Below are 23,551 nucleotides of genomic sequence, written 5' to 3'. Positions count from 1 at the left end.
AGAGGTTTTTTGAAAGGAAGTTTTAAAAATGAGTTTTATTCGTACTTTTTATGGAGATATTGCCCCAGATCAATTGGGCTTCACTTATTCACATGAGCATATTGTCTGCGTACCGGCTTACTGGCAAGAGCGAGATGCCGACGATTTACTTTTAGATGATAAAGAAAAATCACAACTTGATGTACAAGATTTCGCGGACTTAGGCGGAAAAACAATTGTCGATGCGACGGCGGTTGATTACGGTAGACGCGTGCTAGATGTAGCGCAAATTTCCAAAGAAACAGGTATTCAAATCGTTGGAACAGCCGGTTTTAACAAAAGCTTCTTGTGGGATGGGAAAATTAAGCCTGAACTGAAGCCAATCATCGGGGATTTTGAAACCTATTATGAATGGATTGAAAATACTTCAACGGAAAAACTAACGGAATTCGTTGTAAATGAAGTCGAAAATGGACTTGAAGGAACGCCGTATAAGGCTGGTCAGGTGAAATTTGGCACTGGTTATAATATGATTACACCTTTAGAAGAAAAGACGATACGCGCGGTTGCTAGAGCACATCACGAGACAAAAGCACCAATTCATTCTCACACAGAAGCGGGAACGATGGCTTTAGAGCAAATCGAGATTTTAAAACAAGAAAATATCCCGTTAGAATATCTATCTATTGGTCATATGGACCGCAACCTCGACCCGTATTATCATAAGCAAGTCGCAAAAACAGGCGCATTCATGTCATTCGATGGTATTGCCAAAATTAAATACGCGCCAGAAAGTGCCCGAATTGCTGCGATTCTATATCTAGTCTCAGAAGGATTTGAAGATCAGATTTTAGTTAGTGGTGATACAGCACGGAAAACATATTATAAACATTACGGTCACGGGCCTGGCCTTGAATACATCGCCAAAAAATGGGTGCCACGCTTTATTGATGAAGCAAACGAAAAAGGCTTTGACGGAGAAAAATTAGTTAAAAAATTCTTCGTGGATAACCCAGCAAGATGTTTTACATTTAAAAAATAGGAGGCGAAATCTGTGTTATATGCAGATGAAAATTCATTTGATATTGGCGCAAAAATCACGAAAACGAAACCAGTCATTTTGCCAATAGGAGCGGTTGAAGCGCACGGGCCACATTTGCCATTAGGGACAGACAATATTTTAGCGTCAGAATATTCTGCGAAAATAGCAGCGAAAACAGATGGATTTGTACTTCCGGTATTGCCATACGGCCAAGTTTGGAGTTTGCAAGATTTTCCAGGAAGTTTGACGTTATCAAATGAAACGGTAACGAAAGTAGTTGTAGAGATTGGTGAAAGTCTATATAAACAAGGATTCCGCCTGTTTGTACCAGTGAGTGGACATCTTGGAAATATGGCGGCGTTAAAGGATGCAGCGCGCGAACTATATGCCAAGTTCCCGGACATGGTTATCTTGCACATTTTTTACCCGAATATCCAAAAATTAGCAATGGACGTGCGCGAAGGAAAAGCAAATCATCATACCTATATTCATGCTTGTGAAATTGAAACGTCACTCATGCTCTACTTATCACCGGAAAATACGGATATGAGTCGCGCTATTGATGATCCGCCAATTTTACCAATCGATGCGGATTTCACGCCAACCCCGTGGCAAACCTTTACCAAGACAGCAGTTTTAGGAGAAGCAACTTTGGCAACAGCAGAAAAAGGCGAATACTTGATCGAAAAAACGTTAAAAACATGTGTGGAGTTGATAAAACTTGAACAAGAAAAAATTCGAAAATCTACCGAAATGGAATAATTTTGCGCTATTTAATTTTTTAGCGAAAGATAAGGAAAATAGCCTGGAAGTCATGGTGGCAGCGCGCGGTTTTGCCGTTCCAGGAATCGTTGCAACGAACTATGAAACAGCAGAAGAAGCCGCAAATGTGGTGAAAGAACTACAAACTACTGCTGAGGTCATTAGTGTTGGCCTTGGTGGTGGCGGAGACTGGCAAAACTGGCGCGATGTTCTTCATATTGCTCGTCTGGCTCCAAACAGTCATATTAACCAGCCAATCGAAACCGCGGGATTAACAAATGGCTTACTCCCGGAAACATACACTAATGCACTCGTTCGACCAACTGGAAAAGTAGGTATTGTAAAACTATCTTCCGGAGATGAAATTACCGCTGAAGAAGCTGTCGATTATTGTCTATCCGCCAACATCCCGTCCATTAAATTTATGAGCATTGAAGGCACGAAATATTTAGATGAACTAGTTTACTTAACAAAAATTGCAGCAGATAAAGGCATTTACGGTATTGAGCCAGCGGGAGGAATTGGAGCTGACAATATTCTTGAAATAACAACCGCCATCAAGTCCACAGGAATTCCGTTTTACATGCCACATATTTTCGGAAAAACAATTGACAAAGCAACTGGCCGAACAAAGCCGGAAGAAATCGAGAAAATTTTTGCAGCTTTGGAGGGGAATTAAATGATTAATAATTATGTCGATATTACGGTTCGTTTATTAGAAAACATTCTCGATAATGAAGCTGATTATGTAAAAGAAGCAGGAGCGAAGGTAGCCAAGTCCATCGAAAACGACGGTGTAATCCATTTATTTGGCTGCGGTCACTCGCATATTTTAACAGAGGAAGTATTTTACCGGGCAGGTGGACTTGCTGCGATTCATCCGATTTTACATGAACCACTTATGCTTCACGAAGGAGCTGCGGCGTCATCTGTGCTGGAACGGAAAAATGATTATGCGAAAACATTTATGGCAGAGGAAGATATCCGTCCTGGCGATATCATGATTGTGCTATCGACGTCTGGACGAAACCCCGTACCAATTGATGTTGCTGAAATTGCCCGCGAAAAAGGTGCATTTGTCATCGTGATTACTTCGCTCCAATACTCGGCCAGCCAAAAATCCCGCCACACCTCCGGAAAACGGCTATCTGATGCTGGGGACATTGTAATCGATAACGGTGCTGTTAAAGGAGATGCCGTCCTAAAATCAGCAAACTTCGATATCGCCTTCGCACCAACATCTACAGTAACAGGCGCGGTCATCTTGCAATCCATTTTTGCAGAAGCAATTGAAAAAATGGTAAACGACAACTTCACACCGCCAGTATTTATTAGTGGAAATGTCGAAAATGCCGATGCACATAATCAAGCACTTGTTGATAAATACAAGGAGCGAATTCCATTGCTTGGAATGAATTTATAAAAATAGCGTCCCTAGGGTTTTTGTTTCCCTAGGGTTTTTTTAGTATAATGAAGTTATTAAGGTTAGTGGAGGAATAATATGCTTACAACAAGAAAAGCATTATATTATTTAGACAAAGGAAAAACAAAAGAGGCGATTCGCTTACTTGAAACTTGTTGGAAACAAGAAGTGACAACCGAAAATAAAAGAGATATCTTTACAGCAACGGTATTACTTAGCGATGTGCTCTACCAAAGTGGCGAACATTTTCCCGAAATCTATCAACAGCTCATGTCGATTTTAGAAGAGATGCAAGATCTGGAAGCAGTCGAGTTCGAACGTGAAAAAGCTAAGCAAATTTTCGCTGAGTTAGATGAATATTTTAGTGAGGTCGGGACATTTTTCCAAGGGGATAGTCTAGCAGAGCTTTGGCTAGAGTTTGATTACGAAAATGACTATAAAGATGTATACCCTACGCCGCAAAGAGTGGCTGCAATCGAAGCAGAACTAGGCTATAAGTTACCTAAATCTTATATCTACTTAATGCGCCATACCCAAAATGGAGGTATAGTATCAACCGGTTCTGTTCCTACGATAGAGCCAAGTTCATGGTCGGAGAATTGTGTAGCTATTACTGGGATTATGGGAATAGGAAACCAAGGGATATCTGCATTGAATGGTATGCACAACACAAATTTTTGGATAGAAGAGTGGGGTTATCCCGATGTTGGTTTAGCTATTGCCGATTGCCCGTCAGCCGGACATGATATGGTTTTCTTGGATTATCGAAATTGCGGAAAAACAGGCGAGCCCGCAGTCGTTCATATTGATCAAGAGGCTGATTATAAAATAATGAAGCTAGCTGATAATTTTGAAGCGTTTATTTTGAGTTTGTACAGAGAGGAATATTAATTCAAAAAACAAGAAGGAGTGTAGCCGATGGATTCAGCATATGTATTTGATAGCGAACAAGCAACGAAATTATTGATGAAGAACTATGAGTTAGTGAAAACGAGTGGTGTTAGTTTTATTGATAAACGAATTCGCTTTCTAATTGCTCGTCTTTTTGCGGGAAATAATGAAGTGGTTAATCCGGAGAGATTCAATGAAATAAATAAAGAAATTAAGCGACAATTAGGCATGTTCACAGCGCTAAACGGAAATGTTCGCGCATCTCTTGTAGGATTACTTATGGCAAACAATAATGCCAGCCGAGAGAGCGTTCAGCAAGTAATTGCTAACTATAACACGTTAATCCAAGCAGGATTCCAGCGCACAGAATATACTTACTTTGCGGCATACTTATTATTAGAATCAGAAAATCCAACAAAGACAGCCCAAAAAGCAAAAACGATCCACCAACTTTTCAAAAAAGATCACCCGTTTTTAACCAAAAGTGAAGATGTAACAACCGCCGTTTTCCTAGCTAATCTACCAGAAGAAAACACCACGAAATTGGCTGAAGTGACAGAATATTATTTTCAAGAATTTGCTGCAAAAGGTTTCCGCAAAAATGATAGCTTACAATTTTTAGCAACAACAGGAACGCTTTTGTACGGTGAAAAAGATAGTAAATTCATTCGAAGAGTAGATAATATTGTAGAAGAACTACGCCAAAAAGGGATAAAAGTAAAACCAATACATTACTCGAGTATTGGAATTTTAGCTTTTGTCATGGATGGGCGAAAAATCGATTCAGGGTTAGTGAACTTAATTGATGAATTACAGCAACAACCCGGCTTGCGTTTCGGACGAGAATTCGTTACAGCTCTAGCGATAAGCCTATATACGGAAAAACAATCTGGTCAAATGAGTAAGGAACAATTAGAAGGATTAATGGTCAATGTGCATATATTGATTGCAATGGAACAAGCAGCTGCGGTAAGTGCAGCTGCGGCAGCGAGTGCGGCAGCTGCATCTAGTTAATACAAAAAACTGGTAAGCCACAACGGCTACCAGTTTTTTATTATTTAAGGACTAACATAATAGTCATTACTTTTCTTAGGTGGATTGGACGAACTTAAAACGTAATCTTTCAAAAATGAATTCGGTGCAGAATCCCATAAAGCCATACCATCAGATTTTGGAGGGGCAGTTCCGGCGAAGAAATACATGTTATTTAATCCCATCGTATCTGCCATTTTTTCCTTATCTGCTTGGTTGTACTTATCATAAGACTCATCGGTCATTAAATCCATCATTGCCTTATCGTAGCCACTATTATAAAAAGTTTCGTAATCAAACTGATCAAAATTAAGCAAGTTTTCATCCGTAGAGCCTTGCGCTTTTGCCCAGGCTTCCATATCTAACTTTTGAGATTGATACGTGAAGTTTTTATTTTTGGCACTATAAGTAATATTGCCATATTTATGCGGAAAAACAGAGAGAGCATTGGTTACGATATCGGTGATTTCTTTGCCATCTGTGCTTTTCGCAGAACGGATATTTTGCGTATGGATGTGACCACTTAGAGAAAAATCCATAGCGCCTTCCGTAAGCGCATCAATCACTTGTTGATTATAATTAATAGTATAACCTTTTTGGATGACATCATTATGATCAGTTAAATTATGATGCAAAACAGGGATAAGCTTAGCGCCATTTTTCTTAGCAAGCGCACTACTTTCTTTTATCCAATCTAATGTTCCGGCTGTTAGTCCGCCTTCCGTTGTGGGATTTCCTTGCTGCATATTTGTTTTATAAATAGCCGTATCTAACATTAGTAGCCATACTTTGGAAGAAGGAGCCGCTAAATAGCTCAGCGAAAACTCATCAGTTGAAATAGCATCTTCATATCCAAAATCACTATAAATTTTACTAAAATCAGTTGGTGATATAGTGTCGGTTGGTAACTGCTTATCTTTTTCAAATTTGCGAGCCCAAGGGTTGTTAATGTCATGATTACCCGGAACAACAAAAACCTGCGTCCCAGTTTTCTCTACTTGAGTAAGTTTTTTGGCTAACTCCTCATGACTTGTTTTTTCACCGTTGTTCGTAAGGTCGCCGCTAATAATAAGGACGTCTGTCTTTTTGGACTCTACATCTGCTAAAAAAGCATCTGTTATTTCATCGCTATAGGCTAATTGCTTACCATCGCCCGCAGCCACATATTTTTCAAAAGCTTTTCCGTTGTCCGTTAGTGACGGCGCAAAGTAATGGACATCTGTCGTTACGACCATGGATAAATTACGATCTTTCTCGATTGGCGCAGTAATTTTATCCGTTTTGCCACTTACAGAACTACAAGCGACTAAAGAGATAGACAAGAGTAGTGGTGTAACTATTTTAAAAAATCGAATCACGTTAATCACGCTTTCATGTTTGTATTTTCACAATAAGTTCCAAAATTTAGAACAAAACTCAATATGGAAGGAGCAATGTTCTAAACGGTTTAGATATCTCGATCTAAAATGTTTTTCGTCAAGCGGTACATATCTTCACGATATGCGCCAGCTGGTAGTTTTTTGATTTCACGAAGCGCTTTATTCGTATATTTTTTTGCAAGTTTGAATGCCTGTTCGACACCTTTATACTTAGAAATAAGTGCTAAAACTTGTTCGGAAGCATCATCAGTCATATCTAGTTTTTGAGAAAGAAGTGGTTCGAATTCCGCCAAGTGACCTTTCATTGCATAAATAAGCGGTAGAGAATAAATACCTTGTTTCATATCATTTAAAACGGGTTTGCCAAGACCTTCATCTGTACTTGTGTAATCCAGTACGTCGTCAATAATTTGGAAAGCCATGCCAAGATAATGCCCGATGTTATAACATTTTGCAACTGTCATTCGTGTTGCTTTACTACCTGTTGCACCGGAGTAACAACTAAGCGCAAATAATTGTGCTGTTTTACCAGAAATACGGGTTAAATACTCGCGAACGGTCACGTTCATTTTATAGCTCGTGCGCATTTGATCTAGTTCGCCCATTAAGATTTTTTCGATATTTTTACTATTAAATTCAATGTTCTCCACGGAAGAAGCATGTGCGGATAGAATTTTGAAACAGATGCAGAATAAATAATCGCCTGTATAAACAGCATAATTACGACCATATTTAGAATGAATTGTCGGGATGCCACGGCGTAACGGAGAATCATCAACGACATCATCATGAATCAACGTTGCCATATGAAGTACTTCAAGTGCAGCAGCAATCGAAACAGCGCGGTCTTTATCATAATCAGGACCAGCTTGAGCAGAAAGAAGTGCAAAAGCTGGGCGCAGTAATTTCCCGCCGGCATGAATCAAATCTTTCACATTTTGCTCAACGTGTTTATCGCGAATTTGAATATTTTTTTCAATCGTTTGTAAGACTTCTTGTAAATCTTTGGAAAGTGCAGGATACTCATCCCACATAGCATGAAGTTGCATATTGAACTCCTTTTTTAAAAGTTATTTTTGTGCTGCTTGACTTTGTTTAGCATCAGCGAACATCCGCAAAGTTTGGACGTTTTTTAGTAGGTAATTTGCAGCAATCCCAACCGCAATCCCAGAAAGAATTCCGATGAAAGATAATACTGGTAAATAAAGCATAACGGACCAAGTACCAGCAATCCAACTAGCGATTACGAGCTGACCAACGTTATGTAAAATCCCACCGGTAACGCTAACGCCAATGATGCTCACGCGTTTCGGCCCAAGTTGCTGTACGAGCCACATCCCAAGAAAACTCAAGATAGCTCCGGCCGCGCTATACATAAAGGTTGAAATTGTCCCACCAAGCAAAGTGGATAATACTAACCTAATGCAGATAATCATAAATGTATCTTTTGCCGATAACGTATAAAGCGAAATACACGTAATAATATTAGCAAGACCTAGTTTCGCCCCAGGAGCAAACGCAAATGGAAACGGAATAGCCCGTTCGAGTAAACTAATGACAACCGCTTGAGCAGCCAAAAGTGCTATATATACTAATCGTCTGTTTTTTGTCATAAAAACACTTTCCTATCTATTAGAGGATAAGGTCAGGAAGAGATAATCGGATCATCTGAATCGCCTGAACTCCCGTCACTCGCTTTTACTTCAATTACTAACTTATGTGGAAGACAAACAACGGTATCGCCTTGTTTATCAATTGCTCCAGTCCGAACACATACTTGATCGTTACAGTTCGCTTTACTAATTCGGATTTCTTCCCCTGAAACCTCAATCGTGTTAGTATGTCCATCTGGTTGTTTCACATCAAAGCTTTCCGTTCCTTTATGTCCAGTGAGTGTAACAGTCTTATATTCTTTATTATCAACAGAAATAACTGCAACAAGCTCTTTTTTTCCGTTAGCAGGAGCCGGTTCATTCGCTTTTACATATGAAAAAATAGCAATCGGCAAAAAGGAGAGTATACAAAGAGATAAAATAATAATAATATCCCAACGCTTCACCATAGAAAGATACTTCTTCACCGTATTGCCTCCTTTCAAAATGTCATGTACAAATCCTATTTTAAAGGATTATGCCTAAATATAATAGGAAAAAGTTCAAGAAATCAACAAATAATAAAAACGGAAGCACCTCCTATGCCAAAACTGGCTTTTGGATGCACTCCCGAGTTTTTATTTAAAATTTTAACTAACTAATTTACTTGTCTCTGTAAACGGATCTCGGCTTACCGTACCACCAATGACCAAGATGTTTTTGGAACCAAGGAACAGCCCAATAATCAAGACCAAATGTACGACCAGCGCCATTTAGAAGTGCGATAGAAGCTGGTAACGCCCAGAATTTGTCCCAACCAAGCATAGCGCTTAGTGTAAACATTACTAGGAATCCAGCACTTCCGATACTTACAAGCCAAGTGAATAGACCTACTACCATAGCAAGACCGATTGCAAGTTCAACAAAAGGTACAACTTTTTGCATTACTAGAGCAACATCAAGATTTGGCATTAGAAGTTCCATAATCCACTGGAACCAACCAGGCATATGACTAAGAATTGGAGTAGTTACGTTTGTTGCAGCAGCCCCAGCAGCATCACCGGCAGCTTGACTAGCACCAGATGTAGCAGCAGTTTGTAACCATTCGAATGGCATTTTAGAGGTAGTTGCAGTTAACCAAGAGTCAGAACCGATACCGTTAAATAAAGGTTTTAAATTTGTAATACTTACTTTATCCCATGTAGTTTCACCGTAGATTTTAGAAAGAGCTTCGTCAATCCAGAACCAACCTAGATATACACGTAAAGGAAGAACCCAAAGTACGTTACCATAACGAGAAGTCCAACCACGGAAAATATTGCGGTGATCTTTAATGTGGAAGAATTCATGCATAATATATTGCCACATGTAGTAACCACTACGGATACCGAAGAAGTAGTACAAGTTAACCATATGTTTCATTAAAATAGCGAACCAACCAGAAAGATGCATGCCACCAAGATGAGCAACACCATATTTAGCTCCAATAGAAACCATTACACCATGGTATTTACCTTGGAATGGTTCTTTCTCGCCAGTACCGCTCATTTCAACGATGATACTTTTCGCTGCAGTTAATGCAGTTTGTTCAGCACCTTCAACGATTTGCGGAGTTGGTTTGCCTTCTTCATCTTCAAAGTAAGCAAGGTCACCAACAACATAAACGTCTTTAAGACCTTCTGCTTCCATATATTGGTTTACTTTCAAACGGCCTGCACGAGCAGATTCCATACCGTAATCTTTTGTATCGGAGTTAGCGCGAACACCAGCAGTCCAAATTAATGTGCTTGTTGGAAGTTCTTCGCCAGATTTAAGTACGATGCTTTCAGGTTTAACTTCAACGATAGCAGCGTTTTTCATGATTTCAATACCTTTTTTAACCATGTAACGTTCTGCTTTGTCAGCGTCTCTTCTTTCAAGCATGTTTAGAATTGTTGGAGCAGCTTCTACTACAACTAGTTTAATTTCAGATGCGTCAATTTTATTATCTTTAGCAAGACGATCTTTCCATTCTAAAAGTTCCCCAACCATTTCGATACCAGTAAATCCAGATCCACAAACAACGAATGTTAACATTGCTTTACGTTTTTCAACGTCTTGTTCGCGAGATGCTTTCGTTACAGTTTCTTCAATATGATTGCGTAACTTAACAGAATCTTCCCAAGACCAAAGTGTAAAGCCATTTTCGCCAACACCAGGAGTCCCGAAATCATTAGGTTCGCCGCCCATACCTAATACTAGGTAATCAAACGGATAGCTTCCGTGTTCTGTTGTTACAACTTTTTTATCATGATCTACATGTGTCACGTTATCAGTTACAAGATTAACTTTTGTTCTATTAAACAAACGACGTAAATCATATTGAATTGCAGTTGGTTCAACACGACCACCAGCAACCTCATGTAGTTCAGTCATCATTGTATGGTACGAATGACGATCGATTAATGTAATATTAACGTCTTTGTCTTTCTTGTATTTCTTAGCTAATTTCTTAGCAGCGTGTACACCTGCATATCCTGCCCCAATTAAAACGATATTCTTTTCAGGCATATGCTTCCTCAACTCCTTGTAAGTTTATTCACAAAAATAAAATGAGTCCAAAATTCCCCACAGTATTATTATAACCTATCATAGTTTAACAGAAACCTCCTACTAATGTCTAGATAGTAAAGAACAATTCTAATCTAAATTTGAAAAATAGGACTTTGTGCAAATGTTACATAATTAAGCAGGCTAAAAGTCCTTGTTTAACATAGGATGTTAGACATTTTTGTTTGCTATTTTGCTAGAAAAGGTTGGTTTAAGCCATCTTTTGTATATCAATAGTCATTATTTTGAAAATTAGATGAATTATGTCTTTAGAATTACAGTAGACAAAACCGGGCGCTGATGGTATCATTTGTATTGTAAAAGTGATATCGCTTTCGCAGACTATCGGTTTGTGTTCACGAAATCACAAACAAAGTTAATCAATAAAACAAAAGGTGGGAGCAAAACATGAAATTGAAAAAAGTAGCAATGGGTATTACCGTAGTAATGGCTTCAAGTTTATTACTAGTAGGTTGCGGTAGCAGTGACGACAGCAGCAAGGACAAGAAGAGCACAGACACAAAACAAACAGAAACAAAGAAAACAGCTAAAACTGATGGTACTATGACTGATGGTACTTACAAATTAGAAGAAAAGAATTTCGACGACAAAGGCTGGAAAGGTTTCATGTCAATCGAAGTTAAAGATGGTAAAATTACAAAAGCTAACTACGATTACAAAAACAAAGATGGCAAATTAAAATCTGAAGATGCAGACTACGAAAAAGCAATGAAAGATAAAGTAGGAACTGGTCCTCAAGAATACTTGAAACAATTAAGCGATTCTTTAGTTAAAAATCAATCTGCAGCATCTGTAGAAGTAGTTTCAGGAGCAACTCATTCTTCTGACGCTTTCATCAACTATGCTAACCAATTAATCCAAGCAGCTCAAAAAGCTGATACAACTACAATTTCCATCAACAACTTAGCTAAAATGGAAGATGGAACTTATAAACTTGAAGAACAAAATTACGCACATGGTTACCGTGTAGTGTTCAGCATGGACGTTAAAGATGGCAAAATCACTAAATCTGACTACAACTATGTTGACAAAGACGGCAAACTTAAATCAGACGATGCTGACTACGAGAAAAACATGAAAGCTAAATCTGGTACTGGTCCAAAAGAATACATCCCAGCACTTAACAAATCTCTTGTTGAAAAACAAGACGTTGCTGCAGTAGACACTGTTTCTGGTGCTACTAACTCTTCTAACCAATTCAAAATCTACGCAGCTCAACTTCAAAATGCTGCACAAAATGGTAACACTGACACAATTAAAGTGTACAACCTAGTAGAAGCTGAATAATTAGCACAATTTATGTACAAAACGGCTGGCCCTAATTTCTAGGGCTAGCCGATTTTTTTATCGAAAAACAGAGGAATTAAGCCTTTTTACTGTAGATTTATTCCTTTTTTTACGCTATAGTTATTCAAGTAAAGATCACGGATTTAGAAAGGTGAAAAAGCTAATGAAGAAATGGAAAATAATAATTTCAGTTATCATATTGGCGCTTGTTGTATCAGCGTGTGGAAATTCTAGTAAAGAAACAAAGAGTGAACCAAGTGATTCAAAAAAACTAATGGATCAACCATACTCCAAAACAGACTTTCTAATGGGCACGGTTGTAACGCTTAAAATTTATGACAAAGGCAAAGAAGACGTGCTTGATAAAGGCTTCGATCGAATCAAAGATCTAGCTGCCAAGATTACCACAAGTGATTCGGAAAAAACGTCCGAAGTTGATAAAATCAACGAACAAGCCGGCAAAAAGCCAGTGAAAGTATCTGAAGACGTATACTACTTAATTCAAGAAGGGCTTAAATACTCCGAAAACTCTGGAGGTAGCTTCGATATTACTATTGGGCCGTTAACATCTCTATGGCACATCGGTTTTTCTGATGCGCGCAAGCCTTCTCAAGCAGAAATTGACGCAGTGTTACCATTAATTAATTACAAAGACGTTAAAATGAATGATAAAGACCAAACAGTCTACTTGGAAAAAGAAGGTATGGAACTAGATTTAGGGGCAATTGCTAAAGGCTTCATTACTGACGAAACTTTAAAGGTATTCAAAGAAAATAAAGTAACAACCTCTATCATAGATTTAGGTGGAAACATTTATGTTCAAGGCAACAACCCAAATGGCAACAAATGGAATGTCGGAATTCAAGATCCGTTTTCTCCTCGTGGAAGTGTTATTGGGAAACTTCCTGAATCTAATATGTCTATCGTAACTTCTGGTATTTATGAACGTTACCTTGAAGTGGATGGTAAAACATATCATCACATCTTAGACCCGAAAACAGGATATCCGTTTGACAATGATATCGCTGGAGTTTCGATTGTATCTAAAAAATCAATTGACGGTGATGGCTTATCAACCGCTACTTTCTCCAAAGGGATTAAAGGTGGAATGGACTACATTGAACAATTCGAAGGTGTAGATGCCATTTTTATAAGCAAAGAGAAAAAAGTATACGAAACATCTGGCTTAAAAGGTCAATTCGAATTAACGGATAAAGACTTCCAGATGGACACGCTAAAAAAATAAACTATTATTATAGAAGAAAGTGAGCAAAATCCGGTCTGGATTCTGCTCACAATAAACTAGAAAAGGGGCTAAAAAGGGGATATGTCAATACCATCGTTTCTGAAGTTGGTTGAAATCCAAACAAAGATTGCTAGTGTTTTTCCATTCATGTTAGGAACGCTATTCGTTGTGTATCAATATGATATGTTCAAACCCATTAATACGTTGATTTTTTTCGGATCTATGCTCATATTTGATTTAACAACAACGGCGATTAATAACTATATGGATTATCGCAAAGCAACAGATAATCATGACTACGATTACCGAACTACCAGTAACGTAATCGGACAAGAGCAAATTCCGGTACGTACAGTTATTATTACTATTTTCCTGATGTTTTTCATTGCAACGGGATTAGGTGTTTGGTTAGTTTTTCGGACAGATCTTTTAGTACTTTTAATTGGATTTGTATGCTTTTGTATAGGTATCTTATATACGTTTGGTCCTGTGCCGCTTTCTCGTATGCCGTTAGGTGAAATTTTTTCAGGCGTAACGATGGGGTTTGGGATTTTCTTCTTAGCTGTATATGTAAATGCCTACGATGCAGGAATTGCGAATTTACTTTGGCAAGGAGAAATGGTGACGATTCAGTTCAATCTAATAGAAATCATCCGGATAGGTGTGGTATCCTTACCATGTATTTTCACGATTGCTAATATCATGCTCGCAAATAATCTTTGTGATTTAGATGAAGATATTAGGAATCACCGTTATACACTTCCATACTATATAGGAAGAAAAATGGGCGTCGTATTATTTAATGCTCTGTACTATGCTTCGTTTTTAGCAGTGATTATTTCAGTGGCTATAAACTTCTTGCATCCAATCATGCTACTATCTCTTATAACAATTTATCCAGTGTATCGTAATTTAGTGAAATTCAATAAAGAGCAAGTGAAGTCAAAAACATTTGTCATCGGTATTCGTAATTTCGTATTAATTAATGCGACGTTGACGATTTTAATGGCAGTGAGTGTAGCGCTTCAACAATTGACATGAGAAAAGGGGGCTTCTTTGAATGATAGAAAAACTAATATTAGGTCGTTTTGTTCCAGGGGAGTCCTTGATTCATGGTTTGGATGCGCGAACGAAACTTTTAGCAGGTTTTTATTATATCGGTATTTTATTTTTAGCGAATAACTGGTGGACATACGCCTTAATGGTTTTGTTCACACTCATGGTCATTCAAATGACAGGTATCAAGTTAAAAGTGTTTATAAAAGGTGTAAAACCACTTATTTGGCTAATTTTATTTACAGTAGTAATGCAAATACTATTTGCGAGTGGCGGAACGATTTATTTTGATTGGGGTCCATTTACAATCTCTTCATTTGGGCTTTTGAACGGCGTATTTGTGTTTTTGCGCTTTGTCTTAATTATCATGATGTCGACCGTTATCACGCTCACAACGACGCCTATGAACCTGACAGACGCAATTGCTTACATCCTTCGTCCATTTGCAGTGCTCAAAGTGCCAGTGAACGACATTGCGTTAATGATTTCGGTGGCGCTTCGTTTTATTCCAACGCTCATGGGAGAAACGGATAAAATCATGAAAGCGCAGCGAGCTCGTGGAGTGGATTTTGGTGAAGGCAATCTTTTTGAACAAATGAAAGTTGTTGTCCCGATTTTTATTCCGTTATTTGTTAGTTCGTTTAACCGAGCGGAAGAATTAGCGGATGCAATGGAAGCAAGAGGGTATCAAGGAGGCGAAGGGCGCACGCGATTCCGAATATTGCATTGGCATCTTGGAGATTTGATTGCGGCATGCGTAATGATACTTTTAACCGCAGGACTCGTAATACTAAGAACATCTTAAAAACATTCGATATTAACGGATGTTTTTTCTTTTTGGCGAAATTTGAAAAACAGCTTTATCATGCGGTTTATACGCAAAGCGGAACCGAGAATCTTCTATATAAAAGATTCTATGAAAATAACTTAAAACTTTTTTCAAAAAGCGGTTGATTACTACCCCTAACCCGTGTATAATAGATAAAGTGCAAATGGACAGGCATTGGTCTGCCCTTTTGACAACGAGCACCCCGGTATTGCCGGGAATGCCCATGTGATGAAGTGAAAGGTTGCTGACACACCCGGCCGCTTTGCCATGGCGGATGTTCAGGTAATTTTCACGGAGAATGTCTATTTTAAAAGTAGGCGAAAAGGAGGGAAAGTAATGGCAAAACAAAAAATTCGTATTCGTTTAAAAGCTTATGATCACCGTATTTTGGATCAATCAGCAGAAAAGATTGTAGAAACAGCGAAACGCTCAGGTGCTTCCGTATCTGGTCCGATTCCACTTCCAACAGAGAAGTCAATCTACACAGTCTTGCGTGCGGTCCACAAATATAAAGACTCTCGTGAGCAATTCGAAATGCGTACACACAAACGTTTAATCGACATCGTTAATCCAACACCACAAACAGTTGATAGCTTGATGCGTTTAGACTTGCCAAGCGGTGTGGACATCGAAATCAAACTATAATAAGAATATATTAAATTAACAGGAGGTGTGACTCATGACCAAAGGAATCTTAGGTAGAAAAGTAGGGATGACACAAGTTTTCACTGAAAACGGCGAACTTATTCCAGTAACAGTAATCGAAGCAGCACAAAACGTGGTACTTCAAAAGAAAACTGTTGAAACTGACGGCTATGAAGCTGTACAAATCGGTTTCGAAGATAAGAGAGCAATTTTGTCAAACAAACCCGAACAAGGTCATGTAGCAAAAGCCAATACTACTCCTAAGCGCTTCATTCGCGAATTCCGCGATGTAAACTTAGACGAGTATGAGATTGGTGCAGAAGTAAAAGTAGATGTATTCGCAGAAGGTGACATCATCGACGCGACAGGCGTATCGAAAGGTAAAGGATTCCAAGGTGTTATTAAACGCCACGGACAATCACGCGGCCCTATGGCCCACGGTTCCCGTTACCATCGTCGCCCAGGTTCAATGGGTCCAGTAGCACCTAACCGTGTTTTCAAAAATAAACTACTTCCAGGTCGTATGGGTGGAGAACAAATCACTATCCAAAACCTCGAAATCGTTAAAGTAGACGTTGAAAAGAACGTTCTTTTAGTAAAAGGTAACGTTCCAGGCGCTAAAAAAGCATTAGTTCAAATTAAAACTGCTACTAAAGCAAAATAATTCATTTGGAAAGGAGGACTAACGAATGCCAAAATTAAGCTTACTTAAACAAGATGGAACAAACGCTGGCGAAATTACTTTAAACGACACTGTTTTCGGTATCGAACCAAATGAAAAAGTTGTTGTTGATGTGATTTTGAGCCAACGTGCATCCCTACGTCAAGGGACTCACAAAGTAAAAAATCGTTCAGAAGTACGTGGTGGCGGACGTAAACCATGGCGTCAAAAAGGTACAGGTCGTGCCCGTCAAGGTTCAATCCGTTCCCCGCAATGGCGTGGCGGTGGTGTCGTATTCGGCCCAACACCTCGTTCATATGCTTACAAATTACCTAAGAAAGTTCGTCGTTTAGCGATTAAATCAATTCTTTCTTCTAAAGTAAATGAAGAAAAATTAGTTGTACTTGAAGGTTTGACTTTCGATGCACCTAAAACAAAAGAATTTGCGGCTTTTCTTAAAAATATCTCTGTAGATACTAAGGCACTAATCGTAGTTGCTGGTGAAAGTGAAAATGTAGAATTATCTGCACGCAACTTACAAGGCATTACAGTTATTCCGGCTGAAAGTATCTCAGTACTAGAAGTTGCTAAACATGATAAATTAATTATCACTAAAGCAGCTGTCGAAAAAGTAGAGGAGGTGCTCGCATAATGGATGCACGCGACATCATTAAGCGCCCAGTTGTAACTGAAGAATCTACAAGCATTCTCGACGATAAGAAATATACATTTGAAGTAGATACTCGCGCAACTAAAACGCAAGTAAAATACGCAGTTGAAGAAATTTTCGACGTAAAAGTTGCTAAAGTAAACGTAATGAATTACAAAGGCAAACTTAAACGTATGGGCCGTTATGCAGGTTACACTAACAAACGCCGTAAAGCGATTGTTACTGTTACAGCTGACAGCAAAGAAATTCAATTCTTTGAAGTATAATTCGACTAACTTTAAATAAATCTAACGAGGAGGGGAAACAATGGCGATCAAAAAGTATAAACCTACCACTAACGGGCGCCGGCACATGACTAGTTCTGATTTCGCTGAGATTACTACAAGTACTCCAGAAAAATCTTTACTACGTCCTCTTAAAAAGAAAGCCGGACGCAATAACCAAGGTAAGTTAACTGTTCGTCATCACGGCGGTGGCCATAAACGCCAATACCGCGTGATTGATTTCAAACGTAACAAAGATGGTATTCCTGGACGCGTTGCAACGATCGAGTACGATCCAAACCGTTCTGCTAATATTGCTCTAATCAACTATGCTGATGGAGAAAAACGCTACATCATCGCAGCGAAAGGCCTTGAAGTAGGCCAAACAATTTATTCAGGAGCAGAAGCTGACATCAAAGTCGGTAATGCACTAGAATTAAAAGATATTCCAGTGGGTACTGTTATCCACAATATCGAAATGAAACCTGGTAAAGGTGGACAATTAGTACGTTCTGCTGGAACAAGTGCTCAAGTGCTTGGTAAAGAAGGTAAATACGTATTAATCCGCTTAAACTCTGGTGAAGTTCGCATGATTCTTGCTACTTGCCGTGCTACAATCGGTCAAGTTGGTAACGAACAACACGAACTTATCAACATCGGTAAAGCAGGTCGTTCACGTTGGATGGGTAAACGCCCAACTGTTCGTGGATCTGTAATGAACCCGAACGATCACCCACACGGTGGTGGTGAAGGTAAAGCTCCAATCGGCCGTAAATCGCCAATGTCTCCATGGGGTAAACCAACTCTTGGATACAAAACACGTAAGAAAAACAACAACTCCGATAAATTTATCGTACGTCGTCGTAAGAAAAAATAATCGGATCAATAGATTGAATAAAATTGGTAGCAGGATAGCGAGGACATGCGTTCTCAGCTTCCTGACTATGCGAAGGGAGGTTCCGTCATGGGTCGTAGTTTGAAAAAAGGACCTTTTGTTGATGACCACTTGATGAAGAAAGTGGAAGCAGCAGCAGAAAGCGAAAAGAAACAAGTAATTAAAACTTGGTCTCGTCGCTCCACGATTTTCCCAACTTTTGTTGGACAAACAATCGCAGTATATGATGGACGTAAACACGTTCCTGTTTATGTTCAAGAAGATATGGTAGGACACAAACTGGGCGAATTCGCACCAACTCGTACGTACCGCGGTCATGCGGGCGACGATAAAAAAACTAAACGCTAATTTGAGAGGAGGATATCCTAATGGCAAGTGAAGTTACAAGCGCAAAAGCCGTTGCCAAAACGGTTCGTATTGCTCCTCGCAAAGCTAGAATCGTCATTGATTTAATTCGAGGCAAGCAAGTTGGCGAAGCAATTGCAATCTTGAAGTATACTCCAAGATCGGCTTCCCCAATTATTGAAAAAGTATTAAAATCTGCTATTGCTAACGCAGAGCATAACTATGATTTAGACATTAACAACCTTGTAGTAGAGGAAGCATTTGTTGACGAAGGTCCAACACTTAAACGTTTCCGTCCACGTGCACAAGGTCGTGCAAGTGCAATCAACAAACGTACTAGCCACATTACAGTTGTGGTATCTGAAGTGAAGGAGGGATAATTCGTGGGTCAAAAAGTACATCCAATAGGTATGCGTATCGGTGTCATCCGTGATTGGGACTCCAAATGGTACGCGGAAAAAGATTATGCGGACTTCTTACATGAAGATTTACGCATCCGTGATTACGTTGCAAAACGTCTATCTGACGCTTCTGTTTCTCGTGTAGAAATCGAACGTGCAGCTAACCGTGTGAATATCACTATTCATACTGCAAAACCTGGTATGGTTATCGGTAAAGGTGGTTCTGAAGTTGAAGCATTACGCAAAAACTTAAACGAACTTACTCAAAAACGTGTTCATATCAACATCGTAGAAATCAAACGTGCTGACCTAGACGCAAAATTGGTTGCTGAAAACATCGCTCGTCAATTGGAAGGTCGTGTATCTTTCCGTCGTGCGCAAAAACAAGCTATCCAACGTACTATGCGTGCTGGAGCAAAAGGTATCAAAACTCAAGTATCTGGTCGTCTTGGCGGAGCGGATATCGCTCGTGCTGAACACTATAGCGAAGGAACAGTACCTCTTCATACATTGCGTGCCGACATCGACTACGCATGGGAAGAAGCTGACACAACTTATGGTAAACTAGGCGTTAAAGTCTGGATCTACCGCGGTGAAGTCCTTCCTACGAAGAAAAACAATGTGGAAGGAGGAAAATAATAATGTTAGTTCCTAAACGTGTAAAATACCGTCGTGAATTCCGCGGAAACATGCGTGGACGCGCGAAAGGCGGAACTGAAGTTGCATTTGGTGAATATGGTCTTCAAGCAGTTGAAGCTTCTTGGATTACAAACCGTCAAATCGAAGCAGCTCGTATCGCAATGACTCGTTACATGAAACGTGGCGGTAAAGTTTGGATTAAAATTTTCCCTCATAAATCTTACACTTCTAAACCAATCGGGGTTCGGATGGGTAAAGGTAAAGGTGCTCCGGAAGGTTGGGTAAGCCCAGTCAAACGTGGCAAAATTATGTTTGAAATCGCAGGTGTTCCTGAAGATGTAGCGCGTGAAGCATTACGTCTAGCAGCACACAAACTGCCGGTCAAAACTAAGATCGTTAAACGTGAAGAAATTGGTGGTGAAGCAAATGAAAGCTAATGATATCCGTGATTTATCCACTACCGAAATCCAAGATCAAGAAAAAGCTTTGAAAGAAGAGCTCTTCAACCTGCGCTTTCAATTAGCTACTGGTCAATTAGAAAACACCGCACGTATTCGTGAGGTTCGTAAAGCAATTGCCCGTATGAAAACAATCGTTCGAGAAAGAGAACTTGCTTAAAAAAGAATCGTAAGGAGGTTTTAATACATGGCTGACCGTAACCAACGTAAAGTTTATACTGGTCGTGTTGTATCCGATAAAATGGATAAAACAATTACCGTGGTTGTTGAAACGTACAAGAAACATGGTTTGTACGGTAAACGCGTGAAGTATTCTAAAAAATTCAAAGCGCATGATGAAAATAACATTGCAAAAACTGGCGATGTAGTTCGTATTTCCGAAACTCGTCCATTGTCTGCAACTAAACATTTCCGTTTACTAGAAGTTGTAGAAGAAGCAGTAATTATCTAAATCAAAAGTTAAAAATAGATTGTGAAAAGTTGCCGAGTGCAATTTTTCCGACCCGTTATTCTGGAAGGAGGGTGTCCTAATGATTCAACAAGAAAGTCGTATGAAAGTGGCTGATAACTCTGGTGCTCGTGAAGTTTTAACTATTAAAGTACTAGGTGGATCAGGACGCAAAACTGCTAACATTGGCGATGTTGTCGTGTGTACCGTTAAACAAGCAACACCAGGCGGCGTTGTCAAAAAAGGTGAAGTTGTTAAAGCAGTAATCGTTCGTACTAAGAGTGGAGCACGTCGTCAAGACGGTTCTTACATCAAGTTTGATGAAAATGCATGTGTCATTATCCGTGACGATAAAAGTCCTCGTGGAACACGTATTTTTGGACCTGTTGCTCGCGAACTTCGTGAAAACAACTTTATGAAGATCGTTTCTTTAGCTCCAGAAGTTCTTTAAAAAATAAGTTCCAAGAAATCAAGGAGGTGCTATACCAATGCATGTCAAAAAAGGTGATAAAGTAAAAGTTATTACTGGTAAAGATAAAGGCAAATCCGGCAAAGTGCTCGCAGCATTTCCGAAAAAGGATCGCGTACTTATCGAAGGAATCAATATGGTTAAAAAACATACAAAACCTTCCAACGTCAACCCGCAAGGCGGAATCTTGAATGTTGAAGCACCAATCCACGTTTCAAACGTAATGCTACTTGACCCTAAAACAGGCGAACCTACTCGTGTAGGATACGAAGTTAAAGGCGACAAGAAAGTACGCGTAGCAAAAAAATCCGGTGAAGTAATAGATAAATAATAGTCGTAGGAAGGAGGGAATATTACATGAATCGCCTTAAAGATCAATATCTTAAGGAAATTGTTCCTGCTTTAATGAGCAAATTCAATTATGACTCCGTAATGGAGGTTCCAAAAATAGATAAAATCGTAATCAACACTGGTGTTGGTGACGCTACAGCAAATGCGAAAGTTTTAGACAGTGCAGTTGAGGAGTTAGCTCTTATCACTGGTCAAAAACCTGTAATCACAAAAGCAAAAAATTCTATCGCTGGTTTCCGTCTTCGTGAAGGAATGCCAATCGGTGCTAAAGTAACTTTGCGTGGTGAACGCATGTATGATTTCTTAGATAAATTAGTTACTGTTTCACTTCCACGTGTTCGTGATTTCCGTGGCGTATCGAAAAAAGCTTTCGATGGCCGTGGTAACTATACGTTGGGTGTTAGAGAGCAACTTATTTTCCCTGAAATTGATTACGATCAAGTATCAAAAGTACGCGGTATGGACGTAGTAATCGTTACAACTGCCAAAAGTGATGAAGAATCTCATGAGTTACTAACTCAACTTGGGATGCCATTTCAAAAGTAATCAAAACTAATTTAGTAGGGAGGCGAAAACGTGGCTAAGAAATCCATGATCGCGAAGCAAAAACGTACACCTAAATACGCTGTTCAAGCATATACTCGTTGTGAACGTTGTGGTCGTCCACATTCCGTTATTCGCAAATTTAAATTATGCCGTATTTGTTTCCGTGAACTTGCCTATAAAGGTCAAATTCCCGGCGTGAAAAAAGCAAGCTGGTAAGAAAGAGTTTAAGGAAGGAGGGTATTATACATGGTGATGACAGATCCAATTGCAGATTTTCTAACTCGCATTCGTAATGCAAACATGGTTAAACATGATAAATTAGAACTGCCTGCATCCAAAATCAAAAAAGAAATTGCTGAAATATTGAAGCGTGAAGGTTTTATCCGTGACGTTGAGTATATTGAAGATGACAATGCTGGAACAATCCGTGTTTTCTTAAAATATGGAGCGACTGGCGAACGTGTAATCACTGGTTTGAAACGTATTAGTAAGCCAGGTTTGCGTGTATATGCAAAATCAACTGAGGTGCCTAAAGTACTTAACGGTCTAGGTATCGCAATCGTGTCTACTTCCCAAGGTGTTTTAACCGACAAAGAAGCCCGTGCTAAACAAGTCGGCGGAGAAGTACTAGCATACGTTTGGTAAGAAAAAGTAAACCATAAGGAGGTGCAATAAATGTCCCGTATAGGTAAAAAAACTATTGTGATTCCTGCAGGTGTAACAGTTACACTTAATGGATCAACAGCAACAGTTAAAGGTCCTAAAGGTGAACTTGTAAAAGAGTTCAACCCAGAAATTACTATTAAAATCGAAGGCAACGAAATTAACGTTTCTCGCCCGACTGATAATAAAAACCACCGTGCACTTCATGGTACAACTCGTGCTATTCTTAATAACATGGTTGTCGGAGTTTCCGAGGGTTATGAAAAGAAATTAGAACTTATCGGTGTTGGTTACCGTGCGCAAAAACAAGGCGATAAGCTTGTTCTTAACGTAGGGTACTCTCATCCAGTAGAGTTTGTTGCTCCTAAAGGCGTAGATATTGAAGTTCCTGCAAACACACAAGTGATTGTTAAAGGATACAACAAGGAACACGTTGGCGAGTTAGCTGCAAACATTCGTGCCGTACGTCCACCAGAGCCATATAAAGGTAAAGGTATTCGTTACGAAGGCGAACATGTACGCCGTAAAGAAGGTAAAACTGGTAAATAATGCCGCTTAATTAGGCAAATGAGAGAAGAGGTGAGTCGTGTGATTACCAAAATCGACAAAAATAAAGTACGTAAAAAAAGACATGCTCGTGTTCGTTCTAAGATTTCTGGAACTGAAAGTCGTCCACGTTTAAACGTATTCCGTTCAAACAAAAACATTTATGCTCAAATTATTGATGATGTAAATGGTGTGACACTTGCAAGTGCGTCTAATTTAGATAAAGATTTCGGTTCTGCTGAATCCAAAGTTGATGCAGCAAGCAAAGTTGGCGAACTAGTTGCTAAACGTGCTTCCGAAAAAGGTATTACTTCTGTCACTTTTGACCGTGGAGGATACTTATATCATGGCCGCGTGAAAGCTCTTGCTGAAGCAGCTCGCGAAAATGGACTAGAATTTTAATAAGAAGGAGGGACATATTAC

Annotated in this window: 33 protein-coding genes; 28 read left to right on the top strand and 5 right to left on the bottom strand. The window is 39.3% G+C overall.

Going from position 1 to position 23,551, the window contains the following annotated elements:
- Nucleotides 1-28: 28 nt before the first annotated feature.
- The 6 genes from CKV70_RS13475 (at nt 29) to CKV70_RS13450 (ending at nt 5,111) form a co-directional block, all read left to right on the top strand.
- Complete coding sequence (locus CKV70_RS13475; RefSeq protein WP_014601179.1) at nt 29-1,021, top strand: phosphotriesterase family protein; 993 nt, start codon at nt 29-31, stop codon at nt 1,019-1,021.
- A 12-nt stretch (nt 1,022-1,033) separates the two neighbouring features.
- Nucleotides 1,034-1,783 (top strand): creatininase family protein, encoded by a 750-nt coding sequence (locus tag CKV70_RS13470; RefSeq protein ID WP_010990032.1) that lies wholly within the window; start codon nt 1,034-1,036, stop codon nt 1,781-1,783.
- The gene (locus CKV70_RS13465; RefSeq protein ID WP_003723633.1) at nt 1,743-2,462 is read left to right on the top strand and encodes a KDGP aldolase family protein; all 720 of its coding nucleotides are present in this window, start codon (nt 1,743-1,745) and stop codon (nt 2,460-2,462) included. Before CKV70_RS13470 ends, CKV70_RS13465 begins: the two co-directional genes overlap by 41 nt.
- A complete protein-coding gene (locus tag CKV70_RS13460) occupies nt 2,463-3,206 on the top strand; it encodes an SIS domain-containing protein (protein ID WP_003733045.1) in 744 nt (247 codons plus the stop codon). It begins immediately after the preceding gene.
- 78 nt (nt 3,207-3,284) lie between these two features.
- Complete coding sequence (locus CKV70_RS13455; protein WP_014601178.1) at nt 3,285-4,097, top strand: SMI1/KNR4 family protein; 813 nt, start codon at nt 3,285-3,287, stop codon at nt 4,095-4,097.
- Nucleotides 4,098-4,124: 27 nt separating this feature from the next.
- Nucleotides 4,125-5,111 carry a DUF4003 domain-containing protein gene (locus tag CKV70_RS13450; protein ID WP_003723630.1) on the top strand — a complete coding sequence of 329 codons (987 nt, stop codon included), beginning with the start codon at nt 4,125-4,127 and terminating at the stop codon, nt 5,109-5,111.
- A gap of 44 nt (nt 5,112-5,155) precedes the next feature.
- On the opposite strand, the gene CKV70_RS13445 is transcribed toward CKV70_RS13450, so the two are convergent.
- The 5 genes from CKV70_RS13445 to CKV70_RS13425 all read right to left on the bottom strand — a co-directional run bounded on the left by CKV70_RS13445 (nt 5,156) and on the right by CKV70_RS13425 (nt 10,650).
- On the bottom strand, nt 5,156-6,487 hold the full coding sequence (locus CKV70_RS13445; protein ID WP_014601177.1) for a cyclic nucleotide phosphodiesterase: 1,332 nt from the start codon (nt 6,485-6,487) through the stop codon (nt 5,156-5,158).
- Nucleotides 6,488-6,576: 89 nt separating this feature from the next.
- Complete coding sequence (locus tag CKV70_RS13440; RefSeq protein ID WP_003723628.1) at nt 6,577-7,557, bottom strand: polyprenyl synthetase family protein; 981 nt, start codon at nt 7,555-7,557, stop codon at nt 6,577-6,579.
- A 21-nt stretch (nt 7,558-7,578) separates the two neighbouring features.
- Nucleotides 7,579-8,121, bottom strand: coding sequence for a flavinylation system FAD exporter subunit EetB (gene eetB, locus CKV70_RS13435; RefSeq protein WP_003723627.1), 543 nt, complete (start codon nt 8,119-8,121; stop codon nt 7,579-7,581).
- A 32-nt stretch (nt 8,122-8,153) separates the two neighbouring features.
- Nucleotides 8,154-8,588, bottom strand: a complete 435-nt coding sequence (eetA, locus tag CKV70_RS13430; protein ID WP_003733042.1) for a flavin-based extracellular electron transfer system protein EetA — start codon at nt 8,586-8,588, stop codon at nt 8,154-8,156.
- Between the two features lie 175 nt (nt 8,589-8,763).
- Nucleotides 8,764-10,650: an FAD-dependent oxidoreductase gene (locus CKV70_RS13425; protein ID WP_003726299.1), complete on the bottom strand. Its 1,887-nt coding sequence runs from the start codon at nt 10,648-10,650 to the stop codon at nt 8,764-8,766.
- A gap of 447 nt (nt 10,651-11,097) precedes the next feature.
- Between CKV70_RS13425 and pplA the strand changes: the two genes are divergently transcribed.
- The 22 genes from pplA to rplR all read left to right on the top strand — a co-directional run bounded on the left by pplA (nt 11,098) and on the right by rplR (nt 23,530).
- Nucleotides 11,098-11,997, top strand: coding sequence for an extracellular electron transfer flavoprotein PplA (gene pplA / locus CKV70_RS13420; RefSeq protein ID WP_003727691.1), 900 nt, complete (start codon nt 11,098-11,100; stop codon nt 11,995-11,997).
- 163 nt (nt 11,998-12,160) lie between these two features.
- Nucleotides 12,161-13,243: an FAD:protein FMN transferase gene (locus CKV70_RS13415; RefSeq protein ID WP_003733041.1), complete on the top strand. Its 1,083-nt coding sequence runs from the start codon at nt 12,161-12,163 to the stop codon at nt 13,241-13,243.
- An 81-nt stretch (nt 13,244-13,324) separates the two neighbouring features.
- Entirely contained in the window at nt 13,325-14,284 is a 960-nt protein-coding gene (gene menA, locus CKV70_RS13410) for a 1,4-dihydroxy-2-naphthoate polyprenyltransferase (RefSeq protein ID WP_014601176.1), read from the top strand.
- Between the two features lie 19 nt (nt 14,285-14,303).
- Nucleotides 14,304-15,104, top strand: coding sequence for an FAD export ECF transporter transmembrane subunit FmnA (gene fmnA / locus CKV70_RS13405; protein ID WP_014601175.1), 801 nt, complete (start codon nt 14,304-14,306; stop codon nt 15,102-15,104).
- 360 nt (nt 15,105-15,464) lie between these two features.
- Nucleotides 15,465-15,773 (top strand): 30S ribosomal protein S10, encoded by a 309-nt coding sequence (rpsJ, locus tag CKV70_RS13395; protein ID WP_003720954.1) that lies wholly within the window; start codon nt 15,465-15,467, stop codon nt 15,771-15,773.
- Between the two features lie 34 nt (nt 15,774-15,807).
- Nucleotides 15,808-16,437, top strand: coding sequence for a 50S ribosomal protein L3 (gene rplC, locus CKV70_RS13390; RefSeq protein ID WP_003726733.1), 630 nt, complete (start codon nt 15,808-15,810; stop codon nt 16,435-16,437).
- A gap of 25 nt (nt 16,438-16,462) precedes the next feature.
- Nucleotides 16,463-17,086: a 50S ribosomal protein L4 gene (gene rplD / locus CKV70_RS13385; protein ID WP_003727695.1), complete on the top strand. Its 624-nt coding sequence runs from the start codon at nt 16,463-16,465 to the stop codon at nt 17,084-17,086.
- Entirely contained in the window at nt 17,086-17,370 is a 285-nt protein-coding gene (rplW, locus tag CKV70_RS13380) for a 50S ribosomal protein L23 (protein WP_003720948.1), read from the top strand. The genes rplD and rplW overlap by 1 nt, the downstream gene beginning before the upstream one ends.
- Before the next feature lie 40 nt (nt 17,371-17,410).
- Nucleotides 17,411-18,244 carry a 50S ribosomal protein L2 gene (rplB, locus tag CKV70_RS13375; RefSeq protein WP_003727696.1) on the top strand — a complete coding sequence of 278 codons (834 nt, stop codon included), beginning with the start codon at nt 17,411-17,413 and terminating at the stop codon, nt 18,242-18,244.
- Between the two features lie 87 nt (nt 18,245-18,331).
- A complete protein-coding gene (gene rpsS / locus CKV70_RS13370; protein ID WP_003720946.1) occupies nt 18,332-18,610 on the top strand; it encodes a 30S ribosomal protein S19 in 279 nt (92 codons plus the stop codon).
- A 20-nt stretch (nt 18,611-18,630) separates the two neighbouring features.
- Complete coding sequence (gene rplV / locus CKV70_RS13365; RefSeq protein ID WP_003727697.1) at nt 18,631-18,987, top strand: 50S ribosomal protein L22; 357 nt, start codon at nt 18,631-18,633, stop codon at nt 18,985-18,987.
- Nucleotides 18,988-18,990: 3 nt separating this feature from the next.
- On the top strand, nt 18,991-19,647 hold the full coding sequence (gene rpsC / locus CKV70_RS13360; protein ID WP_003720944.1) for a 30S ribosomal protein S3: 657 nt from the start codon (nt 18,991-18,993) through the stop codon (nt 19,645-19,647).
- A 2-nt stretch (nt 19,648-19,649) separates the two neighbouring features.
- Nucleotides 19,650-20,084: a 50S ribosomal protein L16 gene (gene rplP / locus CKV70_RS13355; RefSeq protein ID WP_003720943.1), complete on the top strand. Its 435-nt coding sequence runs from the start codon at nt 19,650-19,652 to the stop codon at nt 20,082-20,084.
- Entirely contained in the window at nt 20,074-20,265 is a 192-nt protein-coding gene (gene rpmC / locus CKV70_RS13350) for a 50S ribosomal protein L29 (protein WP_003720942.1), read from the top strand. Before rplP ends, rpmC begins: the two co-directional genes overlap by 11 nt.
- A gap of 27 nt (nt 20,266-20,292) precedes the next feature.
- A complete protein-coding gene (gene rpsQ, locus CKV70_RS13345) occupies nt 20,293-20,556 on the top strand; it encodes a 30S ribosomal protein S17 (RefSeq protein WP_003720941.1) in 264 nt (87 codons plus the stop codon).
- A 79-nt stretch (nt 20,557-20,635) separates the two neighbouring features.
- On the top strand, nt 20,636-21,004 hold the full coding sequence (rplN, locus tag CKV70_RS13340; RefSeq protein ID WP_003723686.1) for a 50S ribosomal protein L14: 369 nt from the start codon (nt 20,636-20,638) through the stop codon (nt 21,002-21,004).
- Between the two features lie 37 nt (nt 21,005-21,041).
- Entirely contained in the window at nt 21,042-21,353 is a 312-nt protein-coding gene (rplX, locus tag CKV70_RS13335) for a 50S ribosomal protein L24 (RefSeq protein WP_003723685.1), read from the top strand.
- A 26-nt stretch (nt 21,354-21,379) separates the two neighbouring features.
- On the top strand, nt 21,380-21,919 hold the full coding sequence (gene rplE / locus CKV70_RS13330; RefSeq protein ID WP_003720938.1) for a 50S ribosomal protein L5: 540 nt from the start codon (nt 21,380-21,382) through the stop codon (nt 21,917-21,919).
- Between the two features lie 30 nt (nt 21,920-21,949).
- A complete protein-coding gene (locus CKV70_RS13325; RefSeq protein ID WP_003723684.1) occupies nt 21,950-22,135 on the top strand; it encodes a type Z 30S ribosomal protein S14 in 186 nt (61 codons plus the stop codon).
- 30 nt (nt 22,136-22,165) lie between these two features.
- Complete coding sequence (gene rpsH / locus CKV70_RS13320; protein ID WP_003720937.1) at nt 22,166-22,564, top strand: 30S ribosomal protein S8; 399 nt, start codon at nt 22,166-22,168, stop codon at nt 22,562-22,564.
- A 30-nt stretch (nt 22,565-22,594) separates the two neighbouring features.
- Nucleotides 22,595-23,131, top strand: coding sequence for a 50S ribosomal protein L6 (gene rplF / locus CKV70_RS13315; protein ID WP_003723683.1), 537 nt, complete (start codon nt 22,595-22,597; stop codon nt 23,129-23,131).
- A 39-nt stretch (nt 23,132-23,170) separates the two neighbouring features.
- The gene (gene rplR, locus CKV70_RS13310) at nt 23,171-23,530 is read left to right on the top strand and encodes a 50S ribosomal protein L18 (protein WP_003739848.1); all 360 of its coding nucleotides are present in this window, start codon (nt 23,171-23,173) and stop codon (nt 23,528-23,530) included.
- Nucleotides 23,531-23,551 lie beyond the last annotated feature (21 nt).

This window comes from Listeria monocytogenes (assembly GCF_900187225.1).
In the GTDB taxonomy this organism is placed as follows: Bacteria; Bacillota; Bacilli; order Lactobacillales; family Listeriaceae; genus Listeria; species Listeria monocytogenes.
This window is presented reverse-complemented; position numbering and strand designations above follow the sequence as displayed.

Excerpts from the sequence above, each read along its gene's own strand:
- rplB (WP_003727696.1), top strand. The coding sequence starts at position 17,411 with ATGGCGATCAAAAAGTATAAACCTACCACTAACGGGCGCCGGCACATG.
- rplE (WP_003720938.1), top strand. The coding sequence starts at position 21,380 with ATGAATCGCCTTAAAGATCAATATCTTAAGGAAATTGTTCCTGCTTTA.
- CKV70_RS13460 (WP_003733045.1), top strand. The coding sequence starts at position 2,463 with ATGATTAATAATTATGTCGATATTACGGTTCGTTTATTAGAAAACATT.
- rplW (WP_003720948.1), top strand. The coding sequence starts at position 17,086 with ATGGATGCACGCGACATCATTAAGCGCCCAGTTGTAACTGAAGAATCT.
- rplN (WP_003723686.1), top strand. The coding sequence starts at position 20,636 with ATGATTCAACAAGAAAGTCGTATGAAAGTGGCTGATAACTCTGGTGCT.
- CKV70_RS13415 (WP_003733041.1), top strand. The coding sequence starts at position 12,161 with ATGAAGAAATGGAAAATAATAATTTCAGTTATCATATTGGCGCTTGTT.
- rplC (WP_003726733.1), top strand. The coding sequence starts at position 15,808 with ATGACCAAAGGAATCTTAGGTAGAAAAGTAGGGATGACACAAGTTTTC.
- rplV (WP_003727697.1), top strand. The coding sequence starts at position 18,631 with ATGGCAAGTGAAGTTACAAGCGCAAAAGCCGTTGCCAAAACGGTTCGT.
- CKV70_RS13425 (WP_003726299.1), bottom strand. The coding sequence starts at position 10,650 with ATGCCTGAAAAGAATATCGTTTTAATTGGGGCAGGATATGCAGGTGTA.
- pplA (WP_003727691.1), top strand. The coding sequence starts at position 11,098 with ATGAAATTGAAAAAAGTAGCAATGGGTATTACCGTAGTAATGGCTTCA.
- rplP (WP_003720943.1), top strand. The coding sequence starts at position 19,650 with ATGTTAGTTCCTAAACGTGTAAAATACCGTCGTGAATTCCGCGGAAAC.
- fmnA (WP_014601175.1), top strand. The coding sequence starts at position 14,304 with ATGATAGAAAAACTAATATTAGGTCGTTTTGTTCCAGGGGAGTCCTTG.
- CKV70_RS13450 (WP_003723630.1), top strand. The coding sequence starts at position 4,125 with ATGGATTCAGCATATGTATTTGATAGCGAACAAGCAACGAAATTATTG.
- rpsJ (WP_003720954.1), top strand. The coding sequence starts at position 15,465 with ATGGCAAAACAAAAAATTCGTATTCGTTTAAAAGCTTATGATCACCGT.
- CKV70_RS13475 (WP_014601179.1), top strand. The coding sequence starts at position 29 with ATGAGTTTTATTCGTACTTTTTATGGAGATATTGCCCCAGATCAATTG.
- rpsS (WP_003720946.1), top strand. The coding sequence starts at position 18,332 with ATGGGTCGTAGTTTGAAAAAAGGACCTTTTGTTGATGACCACTTGATG.
- CKV70_RS13455 (WP_014601178.1), top strand. The coding sequence starts at position 3,285 with ATGCTTACAACAAGAAAAGCATTATATTATTTAGACAAAGGAAAAACA.
- rplD (WP_003727695.1), top strand. The coding sequence starts at position 16,463 with ATGCCAAAATTAAGCTTACTTAAACAAGATGGAACAAACGCTGGCGAA.
- menA (WP_014601176.1), top strand. The coding sequence starts at position 13,325 with ATGTCAATACCATCGTTTCTGAAGTTGGTTGAAATCCAAACAAAGATT.
- rpsQ (WP_003720941.1), top strand. The coding sequence starts at position 20,293 with ATGGCTGACCGTAACCAACGTAAAGTTTATACTGGTCGTGTTGTATCC.
- rplX (WP_003723685.1), top strand. The coding sequence starts at position 21,042 with ATGCATGTCAAAAAAGGTGATAAAGTAAAAGTTATTACTGGTAAAGAT.
- eetB (WP_003723627.1), bottom strand. The coding sequence starts at position 8,121 with ATGACAAAAAACAGACGATTAGTATATATAGCACTTTTGGCTGCTCAA.
- rplF (WP_003723683.1), top strand. The coding sequence starts at position 22,595 with ATGTCCCGTATAGGTAAAAAAACTATTGTGATTCCTGCAGGTGTAACA.
- CKV70_RS13440 (WP_003723628.1), bottom strand. The coding sequence starts at position 7,557 with ATGCAACTTCATGCTATGTGGGATGAGTATCCTGCACTTTCCAAAGAT.
- rpmC (WP_003720942.1), top strand. The coding sequence starts at position 20,074 with ATGAAAGCTAATGATATCCGTGATTTATCCACTACCGAAATCCAAGAT.
- rpsH (WP_003720937.1), top strand. The coding sequence starts at position 22,166 with ATGGTGATGACAGATCCAATTGCAGATTTTCTAACTCGCATTCGTAAT.